Origin of the sequence: Dactylosporangium sp. NPDC048998 (assembly GCF_043197855.1) — a bacterium.
In the GTDB taxonomy this organism is placed as follows: domain Bacteria; phylum Actinomycetota; class Actinomycetes; order Mycobacteriales; family Micromonosporaceae; genus Dactylosporangium.
The window spans coordinates 111,607-131,776 of record NZ_JBICTV010000012.1 but is presented as its reverse complement, the minus strand read 5'-3'; the positions used below and the strand labels follow the sequence as shown (position 1 = coordinate 131,776).

The following is a 20,170-nucleotide window of genomic DNA, read 5'->3' as shown; positions in this document are numbered from 1 at the left end:
CGACAACGCCCTTGACTACGATAAATGACTCAGCAATCATTGAGTCAATGAACGTCGAGCTTTTCTCGTTGGAGGCGCGGGCCCGGGTGCACGCCGCGCTCGGCGACCCGGCCCGCCTCGCCATCGTCGACGCGCTCACCCTCGGCGACGCCTCGCCCGGTGAGATCGGCCAGGACCTCGGCCTGCCGACCAACCTGGTCGCGCACCACGTCAAGGTGCTGCAGGACGCCGGCCTGGTCACCCGCACCCGCTCCGAGGGCGACCGGCGCCGCACCTATCTGCGGCTCGTGCCGGAGGTCCTCGCCTCGCTCGCCCCGCCGCCACTGGCGGGCGCGGATCGGGTGGTGTTCGTGTGTACGCACAACTCGGCCCGTTCGCAGCTGGCCGCGGCGCTGTGGCGGGACCGGGTCGGCGGCCCGGTCGCCTCGGCCGGCACCCACCCGGCGGCCCGGGTGCACCCGCGGGCGGTGAAGGTCGCGCACCGGCACGGGCTGAGCCTTGACCCGGCTGGCACCGCGCACGTCGGCGACATCGTCCACGACGGCGACCTCGTCATCGCGGTCTGCGACAACGCCCACGAAGACCTCGCCGGCCCGGCCGCGCCGGTCCACCCGCGGCTGCACTGGTCGGTACCGGACCCGGTCCGCGTCGACACCGACGCTGCGTTCGAGGCCGCCTACATCGACCTCGCCGACCGCATCGACCGCCTCGCTCCAGCGGTCATCCCCGCAGGCGTCCCGGCCCCGCACCGCCCCGAGTAGCACCTGGAGTCCGTCATGACCGACGCGATCGCCCACTTCTACCACCCAGACCTCTCCGTCGATCAGCAACTCGCACTGCGCACCTCCGCCCAACGCCTCGCCCGCGAGTTCGACGGCACCTACAGCAGCGAGACCATCGAACGGTTCCTGCACACCAGCTACGACCAGTTCGCCAGCCTCTCCAGCGTGCCGAACTTCCTGCCGCTACTGGCCGAACGCTTCGCCCGCCAGCGGCTGCACGCCCTGGCCCGGGTCGAAGGGCATCACCGCGACGGCAAACCGGTCGTGCTGTTCCTGTGCACCCACAACGCCGGCCGCTCCCAGATGGCTCTCGGCTTCTTCACCCACCTCGCCGGCGACCGTGCTGTGGCCTGGTCCGGCGGGTCCGAGCCCGGGTTCGAGATCAACCCGTCGGCGATCGCGGCCATGGCCGAACGCGGCATCGACATCACCGACGAGTACCCCAAGCCATGGACCGACGAGATCGTCCGTGCCGCGGACGTCGTGGTCACCATGGGCTGCGGCGACGCCTGCCCCGTGTTCCCGGGCACCCGCTACGAGAACTGGGACATCGACGACCCGGCCGGCCTCACCGTCGCCGACGTCCGGCCGATCCGCGACGAGCTCGAACGCCGCGTCCGCCGCCTGATGGACCACCTCGCCGTCACCACCACCTGACCGCCCGATCCCAGACTGGAACCGCATCCTCGTGAACCCCACCCTGTGGCGACGCCTGCTCGCCGAGTTCGTCGGCACCGCCCTGCTCGTCGCCGCCGTCGTCGGCTCCGGCATCATGGCCACCACCCTCAGCCCCGGCGACGTCGGCCTGCAGCTGCTGGAAAACTCCGTGGCCACCGCGTTCGCCCTCGGCGCGCTCATCCTCACCTTCGGCCCGGTGTCCGGTGCGCACTTCAACCCGGTGGTCTCCGCCGCGGACTGGTTCCTCGGCCGCCGCACCGGCACCGGCCTGCCCGCCAGGGACCTCGCCGGCTACGTCGTCGCCCAGGTGCTCGGCGCGATCGGCGGGTCGATCCTGGCCGACCTGATGTTCAAGCTGCCCGCCGTCGACTTCTCCACCAAGCACCGTACCGGCGGCAACCTGTGGCTGGGCGAGGTCGTCGCCACCGCCGGCCTCCTGTTGCTGATCTTCGCCCTGGCTCGGTCCGGTCGGGCCGCGGTCGCCCCGGCCGCGGTCGGCGCCTACATCGGCGCCGCCTACTGGTTCACTTCCTCGACCAGCTTCGCCAACCCGGCCGTCACCATCGGCCGCGCCTTCACCGACACCTTCGCCGGCATCGCACCCGGCTCCGTGCCTGGGTTCATCGCCGCCCAGGTCGTCGGACTGGCCGCCGGTGTCGGGCTGCTGCTCGCCTTGTATCCGTCCGTCGGCACTGCCGCCGGTGACGTCGTCGTCGCCCACCCCGACGACGAGACTGTCCGTTCCTGACTACTGCTCACCGACCGCACGCTGTTCCAGGAGGAAGCGCCAGATGAGCGCCACCAAGCCCACCGTTTTGTTCGTGTGCGTACACAACGCCGGCCGTTCCCAGATGGCCGCCGGCTGGCTGCGCCACCTCGCCGGCGACACCGTCGAGGTCCGCTCCGCCGGCTCCGAACCCGCCGATCGGATCAACCCGGTCGCGGTCGAGGCCATGCGAGAGGTCGGCATCGACATCACCGCCAACACCCCGCGCAAACTGGACTGGGACACCGCCGAGTCCTCCGACGTGCTCATCACCATGGGCTGCGGCGACGTGTGCCCGGTCTTCCCCGGCAAGCGCTACCTGGACTGGAAGCTGGACGACCCGGCCGGGCAGGGCATCGAGGCCGTCCGGCCGATCCGCGACGAGATCAAGCGCCGCGTCGAGCAACTGCTCACCGAACTGCCCGTCGCCACCGGCTGACCGCGTCAGACAGGTTTGCGGTAGGCGACGATTCAGCGGTGACCGCCGCCGTCACCGCGGACCGCCGAGAGATCGGCGGTGCCGGGCCGGGTCAGGTTGACCGGGACGACGACCCGGTCGTACAGGTCCTCGCTGACGCCGCGGTCGAGCGCCGCGGCCCTGAGGGTGAGGTCGCCGTCGATGGCGTGGTGGGCGATCTGCGATGCGCGGTCGTAGCCGATCACCGGCGACAACGCGGTCACCATCATGACCGACCGGTCCACGTTGTGGCGCAGCCGTTCCTCGTCGAGTTCGGCCCCCTCGACGAGGAACCGGCGGAAGTGGTCGGCGGCGTCGGCGAGGATGCGGATCGAGTGCAGAACGTTGGTGATGACGATCGGCCGGAAGGCGTTGAGCTCGAAGTTGCCCTCGCCGCCGGCGATGGCGACGGCCGTGTCGGCGCCTTGGACCTGGATGCAGACCATGAGCATGGCCTCGGCCTGGGTCGGGTTCACCTTGCCCGGCATGATCGACGAGCCGGGCTCGTTGGCCGGCAGGTTCAGCTCGTGCAGCCCGGTCCGCGGCCCCGACCCCAGCCAGCGCATGTCGTTGGCGAACTTGAACAGCGCCACCGCGATGCCGCGCAGCGCTCCCGACGTGCGGACGAGCGCGTCGAGCGAGCCCTGGGCGGCGAACTTGTTGGGCGCGGTCACGAACGGCTTGCCGGTCAGCTCGGCGATGCTCTTGGCGGCGGCCGCGTCGAAGCCGGGTGGGGCGTTCAACCCGGTGCCGACCGCGGTGCCGCCCATGGCCAGCCGGTACAGGCCGGTCATCGTCGCGATGAGGTGGGCGCTCGCGTCGGCGAGCTGGGCGGCGTAGCCGGACCACTCCTGACCGACGGTCAGCGGGGTCGCGTCCTCCAGGTGCGTCCGGCCGATCTTGACGACGTTCGACCATTGCCGGCTCTTCTGAGCGGTTGTGTCGTGCAGCCGGGCCAGCGCCGGCAGCAGCTGCTCGTCGATCGCGGTCACGGCGGCGATGTGCATCGCGGTCGGGAACGTGTCGTTGGAGGACTGGCCCATGTTGACGTCGTCGTTGGGATGCACCGGGGTCTTGGAGCCCAGTTGTCCGCCGACGAGCTGGATCGCCCGGTTGGAGATCACCTCGTTGACGTTCATGTTGGACTGCGTGCCGGAGCCGGTCTGCCATACGTACAACGGGAACTCACTGTCGAGGCGGCCATGGATCACCTCGTCGGCCACCCTCGAGATGAGGTCGGACTTCCATTCCGGCAGCCGTCCGGCCCGCGCGTTGACGACCGCGGCGGCCTTCTTCACGTATCCGTAGGCGTGGTACACCTGTTTCGGCATGCGGTCGTCGCCGATGTCGAAGTGCACCAGCGATCGCTGCGTCTGGGCGCCCCAGTAGTGGTTGGCCGGCACCTCGACCGCGCCGAGCGAGTCGGTCTCGGTGCGGGTGCCGGTGGCGTCCAGACCGATCGGCACGTCGTGCACCTGGTATTGCACGGCGTCACCCGGCCTTGATCGGGCGATACGCCGGCTGCCACATGGTGTCCTGCACCTGCTGTACCGGATCGGTCAGCTCGGTTCGGGCCAGCCCCTCGGCGGCGGCGCGCTCGGCCACCGCCACGGCGACCGTGGCCGACACCGTCCGCAGGTTCTCCACCAGGGGCAACAGTGAGGCGCCCGGCGCGCTCACGTCCACCAGGCGGCCCACCGCGTCGGCCGCCGCGGCGAGCATCCCGTCGCTGACCTTCCGGGCGCGGGCCACGATCGTGCCCAGCCCCAGGCCGGGGTACAGCAACGCATTGTTCGCCTGCCCGATGGCGTACGTGACGCCGTTGTACGTGACCGGCGGTACCGGGATGCCGGTGGCGATCAGCGCGCGCCCGTCGGTCCACGGGATGAGCTGGTCCGGCATCGCCTCGATGCGCTCGGTCGGGTTGGACAGCGGGAAGATGATCGGCCGGTCCACGTGCCGGGCCATCTCCCGGATGATGTCCTCGGTAAACGCCCGATGCACCGTCGACGTGCCGATGAGCATGCTGGGCTTGACGTTCGCGACGGTCTCGCGCAGACCGACCTCGCCGTCGCGGCGCCAGCCGGCCACCTCGCGCGCCGGCCGGGCGTACGGCACCTGGAAGTCCCGCAGGTTGCTCATGTCGTCGGTGAGCAGGCCCTGCCGGTCGATACACCAGATCTGCCGGGTCGCCGCGTCGCGGTCCAGGCCGTCGCGGACCATCGCGTCGCGCAGTTGGTCGGCGATGCCCACCCCGGCGGTACCCGCACCGAAGATGACGATCCGCTGCTCGCGCATCCGCGTGCCGGCCACCCGGGTGCCGCTCAGCGCGGCGGCCAGCACGATCGCGCCGGTGCCCTGCATGTCGTCGTTGAACGTGCACACCCGGTCGCGGTAGCGCTCCAGGATCCGCCGGCCGTTGCTCGGGCCGAAGTCCTCCCAGTGCAGCAGGGCCTTGGGGAACAGCTTGGTCGCGGCCCGCACGTAGGCGTCGATGAAGTCGTCGTAGCGCTGCCCGCGCACGCGGCCGTGCCGGTTTCCGACGTACCTCGGGTCGTTGAGCAGCCCTTCGTTGTCCGTGCCCACGTCCAGCGACACCGGGATCACCCGGGCCGGGTCGATCCCCGCCGCCGCGGTGTACACGGCCAGTTTGCCGACGGCGATGTCGATGCCGCCGACGCCCCAGTCGCCGATCCCGAGGATCTCCTCGGCGTCGGAGGCGACAATCAGATCCACCTCGTCGGGGCCGAGCCCGAGGTCGGCGAGGGCCGTCTCCACCCGGTCGGGTTCGCCGATGGACAGGTACACCCCGCGCGGGCGGCGGTATTCGTGGCTGTACCGCTTGATCGCCTCGCCCACCGTCGGGTCGTACACCACCGGCAGCATCTCCCGCAGATGCTCGCCCAGCAGCCGGTAGAACAGCACCTCGTCGCTGTCCTGCAACATCGTCAGGAACACGTTCTTCTGCAGATCGGTCGGCTGCTCGTGATACTGCTCGTACGCCCGCGCGACCTGATCCTCCAAGCTCTGCACCGCCGACGGCAACAGCCCCGTGAGGCCCAGCGCCCGCCGCTCCTCGCGGCTGTACGCCGTGCCCTTGTTCAACAACGGAATCTCCAGCAGCTCCGCCCCGCGCGCGCTCGTCACGTAAGCACCGTCCTGCGCGCGGAACTTCCGCCGCGTCGCGACATTCGCCATTGCCGTCATGCCGGCCGCCTACCCCCGCGAGCCGTAGCCGCACCCGCCACGGCCGCGATTCACCTCCGTTGGTGACCACGGGGTTGACAGCCGAACTACCACTTGTCCGCGTTGCGCTCATGCTGTGGGGGTGAACCGCAGTCGCTGTCCGCGATGGCCGGCTCGGTTTCGCGCCCGCGGTACGACAACTGCTGGCTACGCTCCGAGCGTGCCTGTCCCTCCCGCCGAAGCGCCACGCAATCGCATGCTGGTGGTCGCGCTGCTGTTCCTGTCGACGTTGTTCTCAGCCTGTGATGCACATCCCGCCCGCGACGCGCGTTGGAGCGGCGGCGGGACGCCTTCGCCGGTGTCGAGCCCGTCGGCCTCCGGGCCGGGCGGCACCGCGCTGCAGGGTAGCGGCCCGCCCTCGGCCGAGACCTATCGCGACCGCCTACCGGCGTTCGGCAAGGCCCCGCCCGCGCGTCCGGTCACCCTCACCGTCGCCGACGGCGGTGACGTCCCGTGGATCTCACGGGTGCCGACCGATCAGCCAGTGGCGTTCGTGACCATCGACGACGGCTGGGTCAAGCATCCCGAGGCGGCCGAGCTGTTGCGGGAGGCGCACGTGCCCGTGACGCTGTTCCTCACCGTCAACGCGGTCAGCGACAACCCGGCGTACTTCAAGAAGCTGCAGGACATCGGCGCCGTCATCGAGGCACACACGATCACCCACACCATCCTCAGCGGCAAGTCGTACGTCTTCCAGAAGGACGAGATCTGCGGCTCGGCCGATCAGCTCGGCGCCCTCTACGGCCGGCGGCCGACGCTGTTCCGTCCGCCGGGCGGGATCGAGGACGCGACGACGCTGCGGGCCGTGCGCGACTGCGGGATGAAGGCCGCGTTCTTCTGGAAGGAGTCGGTCAACCAGGGCAACGTGTGGTACCAGGAGGTCAAAGCCATCCAGCCGGGTGACGTGATCCTCATGCACTTCCGGGCGCAGTTCGTCGAGGACTTCATCGCCGCGCTGCGGGCCATCAAGGCGGCCGGGTTGACCCCGGCCCAGCTGGAGGACTACTTCCCCTGACGGCGGTGGTGGTGGCGGCGCGCGGATGCGGGTGAGCGGCCAGGGCGGCTCACCCGCATCCGAACGTCCGATCAGTACCACGCATCGTGATGGTACCGACCCCCGTTGTATACCGCTCACAGCTTGCGGCTCTGCGATACAGGCGTGATACGTGTCGCGTACCTGCGCAGCCGCCCCCCTCGCGTCGATTCGGTATCCTCCGATCTCGGTGGGATTTCCCCCACGTCGGGCGCGGGAGTTCGGGCATCGATGGAGTTCGGGATTTTAGGTCCCCTCACGGTGACCGTCGACGGGCGTGCGCTGCACGTCGGAGGGCTGCACAGCCGGCTTGTCCTGGCCGGACTGCTGATCAACGCGGGCCGGCCGGTCAGTGTCGAACAACTCATCGACCTGGCCTGGCAGGAACCACCGGCGACCGTGCGTCAACAGGTACGCAACGCCGTACACCGATTACGTCACCTCTTCGACGCTCATCGCGACGGCCGCGAGGCTGCGTCGCTGCGCACGGTCCAGATCGGCTATCAGCTCGACCTCGGCGACAGCCGGCTGGACGCCGAGCAGTTCACGGCCGGCCTGGCGAGCGCCCGGCAGCTCGCCGCGAACGGTACGCTGATCGACGCGGTCGCGGCATTCCGCGGCGCGCTCGGACTCTGGCGCGGCGCCGCACTGGCCGGGCTGCCCGGCGCCGTGCTCGCCCGGCATGCGACCGGGCTGGAGGATCTCCGGCTGGCCGCTGTCGAGGAGTGCGCCGAGGCCGAACTGCGCCTGGGCCTGCACCGGCGGCTCATCCCCGAGCTGCAGCACCTGCTCGCCGAGCATCCGCTGCGCGAACGGTTCGCGACCCTGCTGATGACCGCCCTCATCCAGGACGGCCGACGACCCGACGCCATCCAGGTGTACCACGAACTGGTGCAGCGACTGCGGGATGAGCTCGGCATCGATCCGGGCGAGCCGTTGCGCGACGCCTACCTGGAGGCGATCCGCACCCTCGACCAACCATCACCATCGCCGGCCGAGGGCGAGACGGTACCGGCCGGCACGGCGACGACCAGCACGAACGATCCGCCGCGGTGTCTGCCGCGCCCACCGCTGCGCCTCATCGGCCGCGAACACGAGCTGCAACAGATCCTGGCGGCCGGCCCGGCCCTGGATCGGGCCGGGGCTCGCTCGCCGCAGGTCGTGGTCATCGACGGGATGGCCGGGGTTGGCAAGTCGGCGCTCGCGCTGACCGTCGCCCACGCCATGGCCGACCGTTTCCCCGACGCGCACCTGTTCATCGACCTGCACGGCCACAGCGAGCAGCAGCCGGTCACCACGCACGAAGCGCTCGGGACGCTGCTACGGCAGCTCGACCTCGGCCGGCAGGCGATGCCGGACAGCGTTCCCGACCGTATCGCGCTGTGGCGACGCCGGCTGCACGGCCGGCGCGGCATCGTGCTGCTCGACAACGCCGCCCGGACCGCCCAGATCGAACCGCTGCTGCAGCTCGACGGCCCCAGCCTGATCCTGGTCACCAGCCGCACCCGGCTCGCCCCGATCGACGGTGCCATCGCGGTGTCGCTGGACCTGCTCGACCCGCGTGACGCCGTCGCGCTGCTCCGGCACACCGCCGACCAGCGGGTCGACGACGATCCGGGCGCCGCGGCGGCGATCGTCGAGCTGTGCGGCCGGCTCCCGCTCGCGATCCGGCTCGTCGGGCACCGGCTGCGCCACCGCGCCCGCTGGAGCGCCGCCATGATGCAGACCCAGCTCGCCACGGCTGCCCGGGCGCCGATCACCATCAGCGTGGAGGGGCACAGCACGGCGGCAGCCTTCGACCTGTCCTACCGGCAGCTGTCCGAGCCGCAACAGCTGCTGTTCCGCCGGCTGGGCCTGCACCCCGCCGGCACCCTCGAGGTGTGGGCGGCCGCCGCACTGGCCGACCTGCCGGCGCACGACACCGCCGACCTGCTCGACGAACTGGTCGAGGTGAACCTGGTCCAGGCCGACATCCCCGGCCGGTATCGGCTGCACGACCTGATCCGCGCCTTCGCCGCGACCCTCGTCACCGACCAGGAACACCGGCCCGCGACGCTGCGGATGCTCGACGCCTATGTGCAGACCCTCGAGGTCGCCGGCCGGCACCTGGAGACGCACCGCTGGAACATCGGCGCACCGCAACCGACCGCCCGCCCCGGACAAGCATTCAGCACCTCCGCCGACGGTGCGGCGTGGGCGTTCACCAATTGGTCCACCATCGTCGCGCTGGTGGACATCGCCGAACAGGCCGGCGCGCACCGGCACGCCGCACTCCTGGCCCGCATGGCGTACCGCTCTGCCGAAGTGTTCGGCCTCAGCACCGAGGCGCTGCGGCTGGCCGAACGGGCGCTCGCCGCCACCGAGGCACTCGGCGACGACGCACTGACCGCGGACACCAACGCGCTGGCAGGAGCCCTGTACCTACGCCTCGGCCGGCACGCCGAGTGCCGCGCCTGCGTCGAACGGGCCACGCACCTGTACCAGCGATTCGGCAACGACCAGCTCGCACTCTCCATGCAGGTGAACACGACAGTCCTCCTGCGGCACGAGGGACGGCATCTCGACGCCGTGCGCACCGCCGAGGCGGCACTGTCGGTGGCCCGCGCCCGGCTCGACCGCTTCCTCGAAAGCAGGGCGCTGGTCGAGGGAGCCGCAGCACTGCACGAACTCGGCCGGCACGAGCAGGCCCGCCGGATGCTCGTCGACGCCGCCCAGGACCTGCGCCACCGCAGCGCGCATGCGCTCAGCATCGCCCTGGGCTGGCTCGGCAGCGTCCACATCGCCCTGCACCAGCCGGACGCGGCCGCGATCGCGCTGCTGTGGGCGATCAACCTGAAACGGCAACACGGCAACATCGGCGGCGCCGCCGAAGCACTCAGCGACTACGGACGGCTCCTCGCCACCGAGGGTAACCCCGAGGCTGCCCTGCGCTACCAGCGGCAGGCATACGAACAGGTCCGCACGACGGTCGGCGACGGCTACTTCGAACCGATCATCGCCAACCACCTCGGCGAGACACTCACCGTCCTCGGCCGCTACGACGAGGCCATCGCGTTCCACCGCCGCGCCCTCCGGGAAGCCGAGCACCGCCACTGGCCCTACGAACGTGCCCGCGCACGAGCCGGCATCGCCGCCGCGTTACGCCACAGCGACCCCGACGAAGCCGACGTCGTCCGCACGCAAGCGATCACCGAACTGGTCGCCATCGGCCTCGACCCCGATACCGCGTACGCCTTGGCGCATCGATCCGGTCAGTCAGGCACTCCCGCCGCCCCGGAAGCCAGAGCCCGGCGGACGGTGGTGCGCGGGCCGGTCAGTACGTGATGGTCAGGCACGCCACCCGGCCGCCGGCGGTGCCCGCCTCGCCGGCCCCCGTCTTCGTCTTCTCCTCGTGGATCACCAACGAGTACGGCCGGTGCTGCGGGGTCAGCGCCCACGGCTGGTCGGCGTTCGACTTGGCCTTGCCCTCGGCGTCGGTGGTGAAGTCCAGCCACACTTCGTTCTGCGGATTGGCGTACTTCGGGTCGTTGGACGGCGAGGAGCTCGCCGTCGGCTCCGGATGATGCTGGAAGTGGCCGCCGGCCGCCTTCGGATCCTTGCCGCACGGGTTGACGTGCAGGTGCGCCCCGTAGGTGCGCTTCGGGTTGAACCCGGTCACCGCTAGCGCGACCTTGGTGTGCCCGCCGACGGTGTGCAGGGTGAGGACCGCGGCGGCGGACGAGGTCGCCGCGGAGGTGTCGTACAGCAGCGCGGTGCTCCCCGGCGGCGCCGTCGCCGCGGGCTGGAAGGTGCCCTTCGCCGTCACCATCGCCGGCTCGGTGCCCGACGTGTTCGACGGCTGGGGCGGCGCCGACGCCGACGCTGCCGGCCGCTGCTGCGACGGCGAGTCGCTCCCGCAGCCGCCGGCGAAGAGCGCCGGCCCGAACAGGACCAGCGTGGCGGCAACTCCACGTTTCATCGCAACCCCCTCGTTGTCGGTGGGCGCCGGGGCGGGCGTCGGCGGCGCGACGACCAGCACCGGCACATACACCAGCCTGGCCGTCACCGGTGCGGCCGGACCCCGGACACCCCCGACGACCACCCGATGGGTCACCACCCGGAGCGCGAAGGGTTGCCCGGTTGCGCACGTGGCCGAGGACCCGCACGTGGGTGGCGGGACGGCCCGGCGCGTCACGGCCGTGCGGCCGCCAGGGTGAGGGCCATCGACAGGGCGCCGATCAGGGGTGCGTCGTCGACGAAGCTGGCGGCGGCCAGGCGGGGCGGGAACGGTACCGAACGATCCAGCACCGCCGCCACGCGCGGCAGGATGTGGTGTGCCGCGCCCATCAGGCCGCCGCCGATGACCACCCGCTGCGGGTCGAGGACGATGCTGAGGTTGGCGACCGTGCGGGACAGGGTGTCCAGGGCCTCGTCGAGCAGGCCGGCGACGCTCGGGTCGGGGTACGACTCGAACAGCTCGGCGGCGGTGACCGGGCGGCCCAGCAGGGCCGAGCCGCGGCGGGCCAGGGCGCTGCCGGAGATCGCCTCCTCCAGCGGGGCGCGGTCGTCGGCGAAGGCGGGCGCGTCCGCGGTGTCGCGCAGGTAGCCGATCTCGCCCGCGGCGCCGTTCGCGCCGGGCAGGATGCGGCCGCCGGCCACGAGGGCGGCGGACAGGCCGGTGCCCACGTTGACGTACAGCCCGGTGTCGGCGCCGCGCAGGGCACCCCAGCGCAGTTCGGCGACGGCGCCGGCGTTGACGTCGTTGTCGATGGCGACCGGGGTGTCGCCGAACGCCGCGCGCAGCAGGCGGGGCAGGGGCAGGCCGTCCCAGCCGGGGACGTTCGGGGCGAGGCGGACCACGCCGTCGCGCAGGACGCCGAACGTGGCGACGCCGACCGCGGCCGGCTCGGCGACGAGGTCGCGGGCGGCGGCCAGGGTGCGCTCGACGACCTGCGCCGCGCCCTCGGCGCCGCGGGTGTCCAGGCGCACCGTGGCGTGCGGCCGGCCGTCGGTCGCGCCGACCGTCGCCGTGCCCAGCGCGACCTTGGTACCGCCGAAGTCGATCGCCAGAACCCGCCGCGTCACCGGGGCCGGCCCGGCCGGGCGAGGGAGTCGATCGCGACGGCGACGGCGAGCACCGCGGCGGTGACCATGTACCGCACCGAGGAGTCGACGCTGAGCAGCAGCATGCCGTTGGTGATCGACTGGATGACGAGGATGCCGAGCAGCGCGGCGTAGGCCCGGCCGCGGCCGCCGAAGAGCGAGGTGCCGCCGATGACCGCGGCGGCGATGGCCATGAGCAGGGTGTCGCTGCCGCCGGAGCTCTGGTTGACCGCGGCGAGCCGGCTGGCGGCGATGATGCCGCCGAACCCGGCCAGGGTGGCGGAGGCCATGAACGCGATGACGCGGATGCGCACGATGCTGATGCCGGCGCGGCGGGCCGCCTCGGCGTTGCCGCCGACCGCGTACATGTGCCGGCCGAAGACGGTGTGGCGCAGCATCAGGTCGAGGGCGACGACGAGCGTGCCGAAGATGACGAGCAGCAGCGGTACCCCGCGGTCGGCCGACAGCACCGAAACGGCGACGGCCAGGACGGCGGCGAGCCCGCCCAGCCGCAGCGCGAGCCACAGCCCGGAGCCGACGGGCAGGTCGGCGGCGCGGCGCAGGCGCCGCTGGACGAGCGAGCCGGCGGTCCATCCGGCGACGATCGCGCCCGCGAGCAGCCAGCCGGCCCACGGGGGCAGCCAGGTGTCGCTCAGCCCGGCCAGAAACCCCTCGAAGGGCAGGTTGATGGTGCCGCCGCGGCCCAGGAGGTACAACATGAGGCCCTGCCACCCGATGAGCCCGGCCAGGGTGACGACGAACGACGGCATCCGCAGCCGGGTGAACATCCACCCGTGCACCAGGCCGATCAGCGCGACACAGCCCAGCGCCACGCCGACCGCGGCGACCGGGTTCCAGCCGTGCCGCACCGACAGGATCGTCATGACCACCGCGCACAGGCCGCTGACCGAGCCGGCCGAGAGGTCGATCTCGCCCAGCAGGATCACCATGATGACGCCGAGCGAGATGGTGCCGGTCGCGGCCATCTGCAGGGCCAGGTTGGTGAGGTTTTCGGCGGACAGGAAATGCTCGTTGAGGGAGCCGAACACCGCCGCGATGACGACGAGGCCGCCGACGACCGGCCACGCGCCGAGGTCGGCGCGGCCCGCGCCGCGCAGCGGGATCAGCGACTGGTACAGCCGCCCGGTCGTGGTGGTCACGCGATCTCCTCGGGCGCGGGGGCGGCGGCGCCGCCGGTGATGGCGGCGACGACGGCCTCGGGGGTGGACTCGGCGGTGGCGAACTCGCCGGCGTTGCGGCCCAGCCGCAGGACCACGATCCGGTCGCTGACCGCGCGCACGTCGGCGAGGTTGTGGGAGATGACGAGGACGGCCAGGCCCCGGTCGCGCAGCCGGCGGATCAGGTCGAGCACCTGCGCGGTCTGCTCGACGCCGAGCGCGGCGGTGGGCTCGTCCAGGATGACGACCCGCGGCTCGCCGATGAGGGCGCGGGCGATCGCCACGGACTGGCGCTGGCCGCCGGAAAGCATGGCGACCGGCACCCGGATGTCGCGGATGCGCACGTCGAGCGAGGACAGCAGGTCGCGCGCCGCGCGCTCCATCCGGATGTGGCTGAGCACGCTCCAGCGGCGCCGCTCCGCGCCGAGGAAGAGGTTGCCGACGACGTCGAGGTTCTCGCACAGGGCGAGGTCCTGGTGGACGGTGGAGACGCCGAGCCGCTGCGCGTCGTGCGGGCTGCCGATGCGCACCGGGGCGCCGTCGAGCCCGATCGAGCCACTGTCGGCGGTCACGACCCCGGACAGGACCTTGACGAGCGTCGACTTGCCGGCGCCGTTGTCGCCGACCAGCGCGACCACCTGGCCGGACGGGAGGTCCAGGCTCACCCCGTCGAGAGCCTGGACCGCGCCGTACCGCTTGCTGACGTCGGTTGCGGAGAGCACTACTGGATTCCGGCCGTGGTGCAGGCCGCCGCGACGGCGCCGGTGCAGATCTCGGAGGCCTTGTAGAAGCCGTCCTTGATGATGGTGTCCTTGATCTTGTCCGCGGTGACCGCGGTCGGGTCGAGCAGGAACGCGGGGATGTCGCCGGTACCGTTGGCCACCTTCGTCGGCGCGGCCGGCTTCTCGCCCCGGGCGAGCGCCACGGCCAGCTCCGCCGACTGCTCGGCCTCCCGCCGGATGTCGAGGTAGATGGTCATGTACTGCTCGCCGGTGAGGATCCGCTGTACCGCGGCGAGCTCGGCGTCCTGGCCGGTGATCGGCGGCAGCGTCGCGTACCCGGCGCGCTTCATCGCCGCGATGGCGCCGCCGGCCATGCCGTCGTTGGCGGAGAGCACCCCGACGACGGTGTCCCGGCCGAGCGCGGTGATGGCCTGCTCCATCTCCTGCTGGGCCTTGTCCGGGCTCCAGTCCGGGGTGTCGTACTCGCGGCCGATCTCCACCTTGCCGTCGAGGACCTTGTGCGCGCCGGTCTTGTAGTCGGCGGAGCTGGGGTCGGTGGGCGAGCCGTTGATCATGACGATCTTGCCGGCGTTCGCCTTGCCGGCCTTGTTCAGCGCGTCGAGCAGCGCCTGGCCCTGCATCTCGCCGACCCGGACGTTGTCGAAGGAGACGTAGTACTCGTACGTGATCCCGGAGATGAGCCGGTCGTAGGCGATGACCGGCACCTTCTTCTGCTTGGCCTGGTTGACCAGCGACGCGACCGCGCCGGCGTCGACAGCGTCGAGCACCAGCACGTCCGCGCCCTGGGTTAGGGCGGCCTCCACCTGCTGCTGTTGCTTCGCGGCGTCCTGGTCGGCGTTGGAGTACAGCACCTTGCAGGTCGCGCAGAGCGCGCTCACCTTGGCCTCGAACAGCGGCCGGTCGAACGCCTCGTAGCGGGTCGTCTTGGACTCCGGCAGGAACAGCGCGATGGTCAGCGTGTCCTTGCCGCCCTGCTTGTCACCGGTACTGCCGCCGCCACACCCGCCGGCGAGGACCGCCGCGGCGGTCAGCACTGCGACGAACCATCTGGCTCTCACGGAGGGCACCTTTCCTCGGAGGGTTCTCGCGAGGATGTTCGGGCACTCGGCCGACCCTTGGCAAGGTCCTTTACAAAATTGATAAGGGACCTTTCTGAACCCCTGTGGCACGCTGTACCCCGTGCAGACCACCGCCACCGCCAGCACGACCAGCGTGCTGCGGGTGATGAACGAGCGAGCCGTGTTCGCTGAGACCTTCCGCCTCGGCGCGGTGTCGCGCCCCGAGCTGGCCCAGCACACGGGGCTGTCCAAGCCGACCGTGGCCGGCGCCCTGGCCAACCTGGAGCGCGCCGGGCTGCTGCGCCAGGTCGGGATGCGCGCCGGCGCGGCCGGTCGCTCCGCGGTGCTGTACGAGGTGCGCCCCGAGGCCGGCTGGGTCTTCGCCGTCGACGTCGGCCGCTCCTACGTCCGTGTCGCCCTGGCCGACCTGGTCGGGCGGATCGTCGCGCGCAAGGACGAGCCGTCGCGCAGCGTGCGCGCCCGCGACCTCGTCGCGCAGCTCACCCGCCTCGCCGAGGAGCTGGCCACCGCGGCCGGCATCACGCGCGACGACATCACCCTGGCCGTCTTCGGTACCCCGGGCATCCACGACAAGGCCACCGGCGCCCTGCACCTGGCGCCGAACCTGCCCGGCTGGAACCGCCGCGGGAGCGTCGAACGCCTGGCCGGCATCGCCGGCGCGACCTACGTCGTGGAGAACGACATCGACCTGGCCGCCGTCGGCGAGGCCACCTACGGCCTCGGCCGCGGCGTGCGGCACTTCGTCTACGTCTCCATCGGCACCGGCACCGGCATGGGCATCATCATCGACGGCAAGCTGTACCGCGGCTTCCGCGGCGCCGCCGGCGAGATCGGCTACCTGCCGGTCGGCGAGGACGACCCGCTCGCCGACGAGCCGGCCGCCCGCCGGCGCGGCCTGTTCGAGTCGGTCGCCTCGGCCGACGGCGTGGTCGCCATGGCCCGCCGGCTCGGCCTGACCAGCGTGAGCACCGCGAAGGACGTCTTCGACGCCGCCCGCGCCGGCGTCGAGATCGCCCGCCAGGCGGTGGCGCGCGAGGTCGACCACGTCAGCCATGCCCTCGCCGGCATCACCGCGGTGCTCGACCCCGAGCTCGTCGTCCTCGGCGGCGGCGTCGGCAGCCAGCCCGGCGACCTGCTCACCACCCCGGTCGCCGAACGCCTGTGCGACCTCGTCGCGCTGCGCCCGCCACGCATCGAGGTCTCCACCCTCGGCACGGACGCCGTCCTGCTCGGCGCCCTCGCCGTCGGCCTGGCCGACGCCAGGGACCTGGTCCTGGACACCGCGGCCGCCGGCTGACGGGCGGCGGTGTCAGGGCGTGACGTCGACGTCGTGGCGGTTCGCTGCCATTGCCGCCGCGGCTTGTCGCAGTGCACTCCCCACGGCGATGACGGCGGGCGCATCGGCCGCGGTGGCGCGGGTGGCGGTGAAGACGGTGCGTTGGAGGCGCTCCTCCATCAGCGACTGTGTGGTGATCTGCGGCAGCGCCGCGGTGAGCAGCGCCGGTAGCAGGGCGACGGCTCGGCCGGAGGCCACGAGGGCGCCGAGCACGAGCCCGTCGTCGCTGCGATGCCTGATGCCGGGTTCGAAGCCTCCCAGACGGTTGCAGACGTTGCGCAGCACCGCGTCGAGGCCTGTCCCGCGGTGGCCGGTGGCCCACGCCATGTGCTCGCAGGCGGCGAGGGGGAGGGGGCCGCGCGTGGCCAGCGGGTGCTCGGGGTGCACGGCGAGGAGGACGTCCTCGCGCATCAGGTCGCGCCGGTGGATGTCGCGTTGGCGCCCGACGGGAACGGGGTCGTACTCGATGCCGACCACGAGATCGACGGCGCGTGAGCGCAGCTCGGCCAGTGCCGGCGCCGTCTCGCGCTGATGGACCTCGACCTGCAGGTCGGGCGCCGTTGTCGCGAGCCGGTCCAGCGTCGCGGGGAGCAGCGCCAGCGCTGGAGTCTGGACGATGGTCATCCGCAGCCGCCCGCGTGGTGCGTCGCCGATGCTCGCGAGTTCGGCTCGAACGGCCTCGTCGGCGGCGAGGGCGTCCGCCGCGTAGACGGCCAGCCGGCGACCGGCCGGGGTGAGTTCGACGTTGCGGCCGACTCGTCGCAGCAGCTTGGCGCCCGCCTCACGTTCGAGCTGGGCAAGCTGCGCGGACACGCTCGACGGGCTGTATGACAGCGCGTCCGCGACCGCGGCGACCGTGCCCAGCCGGGCCAACCCGTCCAGGAGGCGCAGCCGTCGCAGTTCCATAGTTCGGATTATCCTACGAATTTCCTTCGCGAATAGGAGCTGGTAGCGAACGTTAGCATCGGACACGCTGGCTGGCGTGATCCTCATCCCGCTCCTGCTCGCTCCGGCCGTCATGGCCGCTGCCGCCCTGATCGAACGACGGCTCGGCCCCTCGGCGGCCGGATGGGTCGCGGCGCTGCCGCTCGCGTTCGCGGTGGCGGTGGCCGCCGTGACGGTCGACGCGAATCCTCAGGCGGCGGGCTCGATGGCCCTGAGCGCGGCGGCGCACGTCCCCGCACAGGTCGTTCTCGGCGTGGTCCTCGCACGGGTCCTGCGGCGGCGTGGCCTGATCAGCGGTGCCGTGTGCGGCGCATCGGCCTACGTCATCTGCTCGTTCGTCGTCCACCAGGTGCCGGCCGCACTCGCGGTGGCCGTCGCGGTCGGCGCGCTCGCGGTCGCCCCACGGCTCATGCCCTCCGCGCAGCCGCGGCTCGGCTCGCCCCGCCACTGGTCGACCACGGCCCTGACCTGTCTGTGCGCGGCGGCCATCGTCGCAGCCGCCGTGCTGAGCAGCCGGCTCGCCGGCCCTGACCTCGCGGGCGCGATCGCGGCCTTCCCGACGATGTGTACGACGCTCACCGTGGTCGCGGTGACTCGCGACGGCGCGATCGCCGGCGTCCACACCCTGGTCGGCCTCGTGCGCAGCCTGCCCTGCTACCTCGCCTTCTGCCTCGTCGTCGCGCTGAGCGCCCCCGTGATCGGACTCGCCGGGGTCGGGCTCGGGCTGCTCGCCTGCCTGGCGATGGCGGGCGTCACGTGGCGACGGGTGCCGATCGCGCCGGCAGTCGGCTTCGACGCCGGTGGGTCTACCCGCTGGTGACAAGGTGCCGGGCGGCTGCCGCGATGTGGTTGGCGTCGATGCCGGCCCAGGCGAGGAGCTCTGCTCCACTGCCGGAGCCGGGCATGTCGCGGACGGCCAGGTGGGTGATGTGCAGGTCGGAAATGCCGTCGGCGACCAGGCTGTCGATGACGGCGCAGCCGAGGCCGCCTTCGGGATGGTGGTCCTCGGCGACGACGATGCGGCCGCCGGTGGCGGTGGCGGCCGCGGCGAGGGTGGTGCCGTCGATGGGTTTGACGGAGTACGCGTCGATGACCCGGGCGGTGATGCCGGCTTCGGCGAGGTTGTCGGCGGCGGCGAGGCAAGCGTGCAGCGTGACGCCGGCGCCGATGAGGACGACGTGGTCGTGGTCGCTTTCGCGCAGGACCTTGGAGCCGCCGATGGGGAAGGGTTCGCCGTCGGGGTACAGGACGGGGTAGGCGCCGCGGGTGGTACGCAGGTAGCTGATGCCGGGGTTGGTGGCCATGGCGTTGGTCAGGGCAACGGTGCTGGTGGCGTCGGCAGGGTAGAGCACGGTGGAGCCGTGCACGGCGCGGATCATGGCGATGTCTTCCAGACCCATCTGGGAGGGGCCGTCGGCGCCGATCTCGAGGCCGGCGTGGGAGCCGACCAGGCGGACGTCGACGCCGCTGATGGAGCCCATGCGGATGAAGTCGTAGGCGCGGGTCAGGAACGCGGCGAAGGTGGAGGCGAAGGGGCGGTAGCCGCGTGCGGCGAGGCCGGTGGCGGCGGCGATCATCTGCTGTTCGGCGATGAACATTTCGAAGTACCGGTCGGGAAAGGCACGGGCGAACTCGAAGGCATAGGTGGAGTTGTTGACTTCACCGTCGAGCGCGACCACCCGCGGGTCGCGGGCGCCGAGGGCGACCAGGGCGTCCCCGTATGCCTTGCGGGTGGCGACTTTCGCGCCGAGCTCGTAGCTGGGTCGCGCCTTGTCGCCGGCGGCGGCGGGCGCGCGACCGTCCGTGCCGCGGCCGGCCGGGCGCCGCGGGCCGCGGATGGTGAGGTGTCGCGGGCCGCCGAGTTCGGCGATGGCGCGTTCGGCCATGTCGGCGGGGAAGGGTTTGCCGTGCCAGCCTGGGCGGTCCTCGACCTCGGAGAAGCCTTTGCCCTTGACGGTTTTGGCGAGGATCACGGTGGGCCTGCCATCGGCATCGGTACTGTCGGTGGCGGTGGTGAGCGCCTGGTCGATGGCGGTCAGGTCGTGGCCGTCGATGGTCAGCACGCGGGCGCCGAAGGCTTCGGCGCGGGCCGCGTAGGCATCGAGGTTCCAGCCGAGTTCGGTTTCGCCGCGCTGGCCGAGCCGGTTGACGTCGACGATGACCGTGAGGTTGGACAGCCGGTAGTAGGAGGCCTTGTCGAAGGCTTCCCAGATGGAACCTTCGGCGAGTTCGCTGTCACCGCACAGGACCCAGATCCGGTAGGGCTTCTTGTCGAGGTACTTGCCGGCCAGGGCGACGCCGACGCCGTCGGGCAGGCCCTGTCCGAGCGAGCCGGTGGCCACGTCGACCCAGGGCAGCGCGGGGGTGGGGTGGCCCTGCAGGCGTTGCCCGAAGCGCCGGTAGTCGTGCATCAGCTCCTCGTCGGTGACCACGCCGACGGCCTTGAAGACCGCGTAGAGCAGGGGTGAGGCGTGACCCTTGGAGAAGATCAGGTGGTCGTTGGTGTCGGCGGACGGGTCGTCCCAGTCGTAGCGCAGGTGCCGCGCGACGAGCACGGCGAGCAGGTCGGCGGCGGACATGCTCGAGGTGGGGTGGCCGGATCCGGCGCTGGTGGACGAGCGGATCGCGTCGACCCGCAGCTGGGCGGCGAGCTGCGCGACGGTGTCCAGGCTCGTGTCAGGCGGGGTGGTGATCGTGGTCATGTCGGTTACTACCCGCCCGTCGCGGCGGCTAACGGTAAGCGGGCCGCCCGGTCAGTGCAAAGGGCAAACGTCCTGGCGTTCGCGCTATCGGGCCGCCCGAGCCGGCGGCCGGGAAATCGACCGCTGGGCGGTCGCCGCCCGCG

17 protein-coding genes are annotated in these 20,170 nt (G+C 71.9%); 8 read left to right on the top strand and 9 right to left on the bottom strand.

What is annotated here, in order from left to right; translation table 11 throughout:
- Positions 1–47: 47 nt before the first annotated feature.
- From ACGFI8_RS26410 to ACGFI8_RS26395, 4 genes are read left to right on the top strand one after another with little or no spacing between them, the layout of a single operon-like run.
- Complete coding sequence (locus ACGFI8_RS26410; RefSeq protein WP_392808847.1) at positions 48–761, top strand: helix-turn-helix domain-containing protein; 714 nt, start codon at positions 48–50, stop codon at positions 759–761.
- A 15-nt stretch (positions 762–776) separates the two neighbouring features.
- Complete coding sequence (locus ACGFI8_RS26405) at positions 777–1,439, top strand: arsenate reductase ArsC (RefSeq protein ID WP_392808846.1); 663 nt, start codon at positions 777–779, stop codon at positions 1,437–1,439.
- A 31-nt stretch (positions 1,440–1,470) separates the two neighbouring features.
- Positions 1,471–2,208, top strand: coding sequence for an aquaporin (locus ACGFI8_RS26400; protein WP_392808844.1), 738 nt, complete (start codon positions 1,471–1,473; stop codon positions 2,206–2,208).
- 43 nt (positions 2,209–2,251) lie between these two features.
- Positions 2,252–2,665: an arsenate reductase ArsC gene (locus tag ACGFI8_RS26395; protein ID WP_392808842.1), complete on the top strand. Its 414-nt coding sequence runs from the start codon at positions 2,252–2,254 to the stop codon at positions 2,663–2,665.
- 32 nt (positions 2,666–2,697) lie between these two features.
- Here the strand turns inward: ACGFI8_RS26395 and fumC are convergent, their stop codons facing one another.
- Positions 2,698–4,149 (bottom strand): class II fumarate hydratase, encoded by a 1,452-nt coding sequence (gene fumC / locus ACGFI8_RS26390; protein ID WP_392808840.1) that lies wholly within the window; start codon positions 4,147–4,149, stop codon positions 2,698–2,700.
- Between the two features lie 25 nt (positions 4,150–4,174).
- On the bottom strand, positions 4,175–5,830 hold the full coding sequence (locus tag ACGFI8_RS26385; RefSeq protein WP_392808838.1) for an NAD-dependent malic enzyme: 1,656 nt from the start codon (positions 5,828–5,830) through the stop codon (positions 4,175–4,177).
- Positions 5,831–6,089: 259 nt separating this feature from the next.
- Between ACGFI8_RS26385 and ACGFI8_RS26380 the strand changes: the two genes are divergently transcribed.
- Together ACGFI8_RS26380 and ACGFI8_RS26375 are read left to right on the top strand one after the other, a co-directional pair.
- Positions 6,090–6,944, top strand: coding sequence for a polysaccharide deacetylase family protein (locus ACGFI8_RS26380; protein WP_392808836.1), 855 nt, complete (start codon positions 6,090–6,092; stop codon positions 6,942–6,944).
- Between the two features lie 144 nt (positions 6,945–7,088).
- Positions 7,089–10,286, top strand: coding sequence for a BTAD domain-containing putative transcriptional regulator (locus ACGFI8_RS26375; protein ID WP_392808835.1), 3,198 nt, complete (start codon positions 7,089–7,091; stop codon positions 10,284–10,286).
- On the opposite strand, the gene ACGFI8_RS26370 is transcribed toward ACGFI8_RS26375, so the two are convergent.
- The 5 genes from ACGFI8_RS26370 to ACGFI8_RS26350 form a co-directional block, all read right to left on the bottom strand.
- Positions 10,276–11,007 carry a superoxide dismutase family protein gene (locus ACGFI8_RS26370; protein WP_392808833.1) on the bottom strand — a complete coding sequence of 244 codons (732 nt, stop codon included), beginning with the start codon at positions 11,005–11,007 and terminating at the stop codon, positions 10,276–10,278. The genes ACGFI8_RS26375 and ACGFI8_RS26370 overlap by 11 nt on opposite strands.
- 125 nt (positions 11,008–11,132) lie before the next feature.
- Positions 11,133–12,026, bottom strand: a complete 894-nt coding sequence (locus ACGFI8_RS26365) for an ROK family protein (protein ID WP_392808832.1) — start codon at positions 12,024–12,026, stop codon at positions 11,133–11,135.
- Positions 12,023–13,204 (bottom strand): sugar ABC transporter permease, encoded by a 1,182-nt coding sequence (locus tag ACGFI8_RS26360; protein ID WP_392808831.1) that lies wholly within the window; start codon positions 13,202–13,204, stop codon positions 12,023–12,025. Before ACGFI8_RS26360 ends, ACGFI8_RS26365 begins: the two co-directional genes overlap by 4 nt.
- Positions 13,201–13,944, bottom strand: a complete 744-nt coding sequence (locus ACGFI8_RS26355; protein ID WP_392808830.1) for an ATP-binding cassette domain-containing protein — start codon at positions 13,942–13,944, stop codon at positions 13,201–13,203. The genes ACGFI8_RS26360 and ACGFI8_RS26355 overlap by 4 nt, the downstream gene beginning before the upstream one ends.
- On the bottom strand, positions 13,944–15,023 hold the full coding sequence (locus tag ACGFI8_RS26350) for a sugar ABC transporter substrate-binding protein (protein WP_392808828.1): 1,080 nt from the start codon (positions 15,021–15,023) through the stop codon (positions 13,944–13,946). Before ACGFI8_RS26350 ends, ACGFI8_RS26355 begins: the two co-directional genes overlap by 1 nt.
- A gap of 121 nt (positions 15,024–15,144) precedes the next feature.
- On the opposite strand from ACGFI8_RS26350, the gene ACGFI8_RS26345 reads away from it, so the two are divergent.
- Positions 15,145–16,341: an ROK family protein gene (locus ACGFI8_RS26345; RefSeq protein WP_392808826.1), complete on the top strand. Its 1,197-nt coding sequence runs from the start codon at positions 15,145–15,147 to the stop codon at positions 16,339–16,341.
- A 12-nt stretch (positions 16,342–16,353) separates the two neighbouring features.
- Here ACGFI8_RS26345 and ACGFI8_RS26340 read toward each other — a convergent pair whose 3' ends face one another.
- Entirely contained in the window at positions 16,354–17,286 is a 933-nt protein-coding gene (locus ACGFI8_RS26340; RefSeq protein WP_392808824.1) for a LysR family transcriptional regulator, read from the bottom strand.
- A gap of 76 nt (positions 17,287–17,362) precedes the next feature.
- On the opposite strand from ACGFI8_RS26340, the gene ACGFI8_RS26335 reads away from it, so the two are divergent.
- Positions 17,363–18,145 carry a hypothetical protein gene (locus ACGFI8_RS26335; RefSeq protein WP_392808823.1) on the top strand — a complete coding sequence of 261 codons (783 nt, stop codon included), beginning with the start codon at positions 17,363–17,365 and terminating at the stop codon, positions 18,143–18,145.
- Here the strand turns inward: ACGFI8_RS26335 and ACGFI8_RS26330 are convergent.
- On the bottom strand, positions 18,132–20,027 hold the full coding sequence (locus ACGFI8_RS26330) for a transketolase (protein ID WP_392808822.1): 1,896 nt from the start codon (positions 20,025–20,027) through the stop codon (positions 18,132–18,134). The genes ACGFI8_RS26335 and ACGFI8_RS26330 overlap by 14 nt on opposite strands.
- Positions 20,028–20,170 lie beyond the last annotated feature (143 nt).

Excerpts from the sequence above, each read along its gene's own strand:
- ACGFI8_RS26330 (WP_392808822.1), bottom strand. The coding sequence starts at position 20,027 with ATGACCACGATCACCACCCCGCCTGACACGAGCCTGGACACCGTCGCG.
- ACGFI8_RS26405 (WP_392808846.1), top strand. The coding sequence starts at position 777 with ATGACCGACGCGATCGCCCACTTCTACCACCCAGACCTCTCCGTCGAT.
- ACGFI8_RS26410 (WP_392808847.1), top strand. The coding sequence starts at position 48 with ATGAACGTCGAGCTTTTCTCGTTGGAGGCGCGGGCCCGGGTGCACGCC.
- ACGFI8_RS26340 (WP_392808824.1), bottom strand. The coding sequence starts at position 17,286 with ATGGAACTGCGACGGCTGCGCCTCCTGGACGGGTTGGCCCGGCTGGGC.
- ACGFI8_RS26395 (WP_392808842.1), top strand. The coding sequence starts at position 2,252 with ATGAGCGCCACCAAGCCCACCGTTTTGTTCGTGTGCGTACACAACGCC.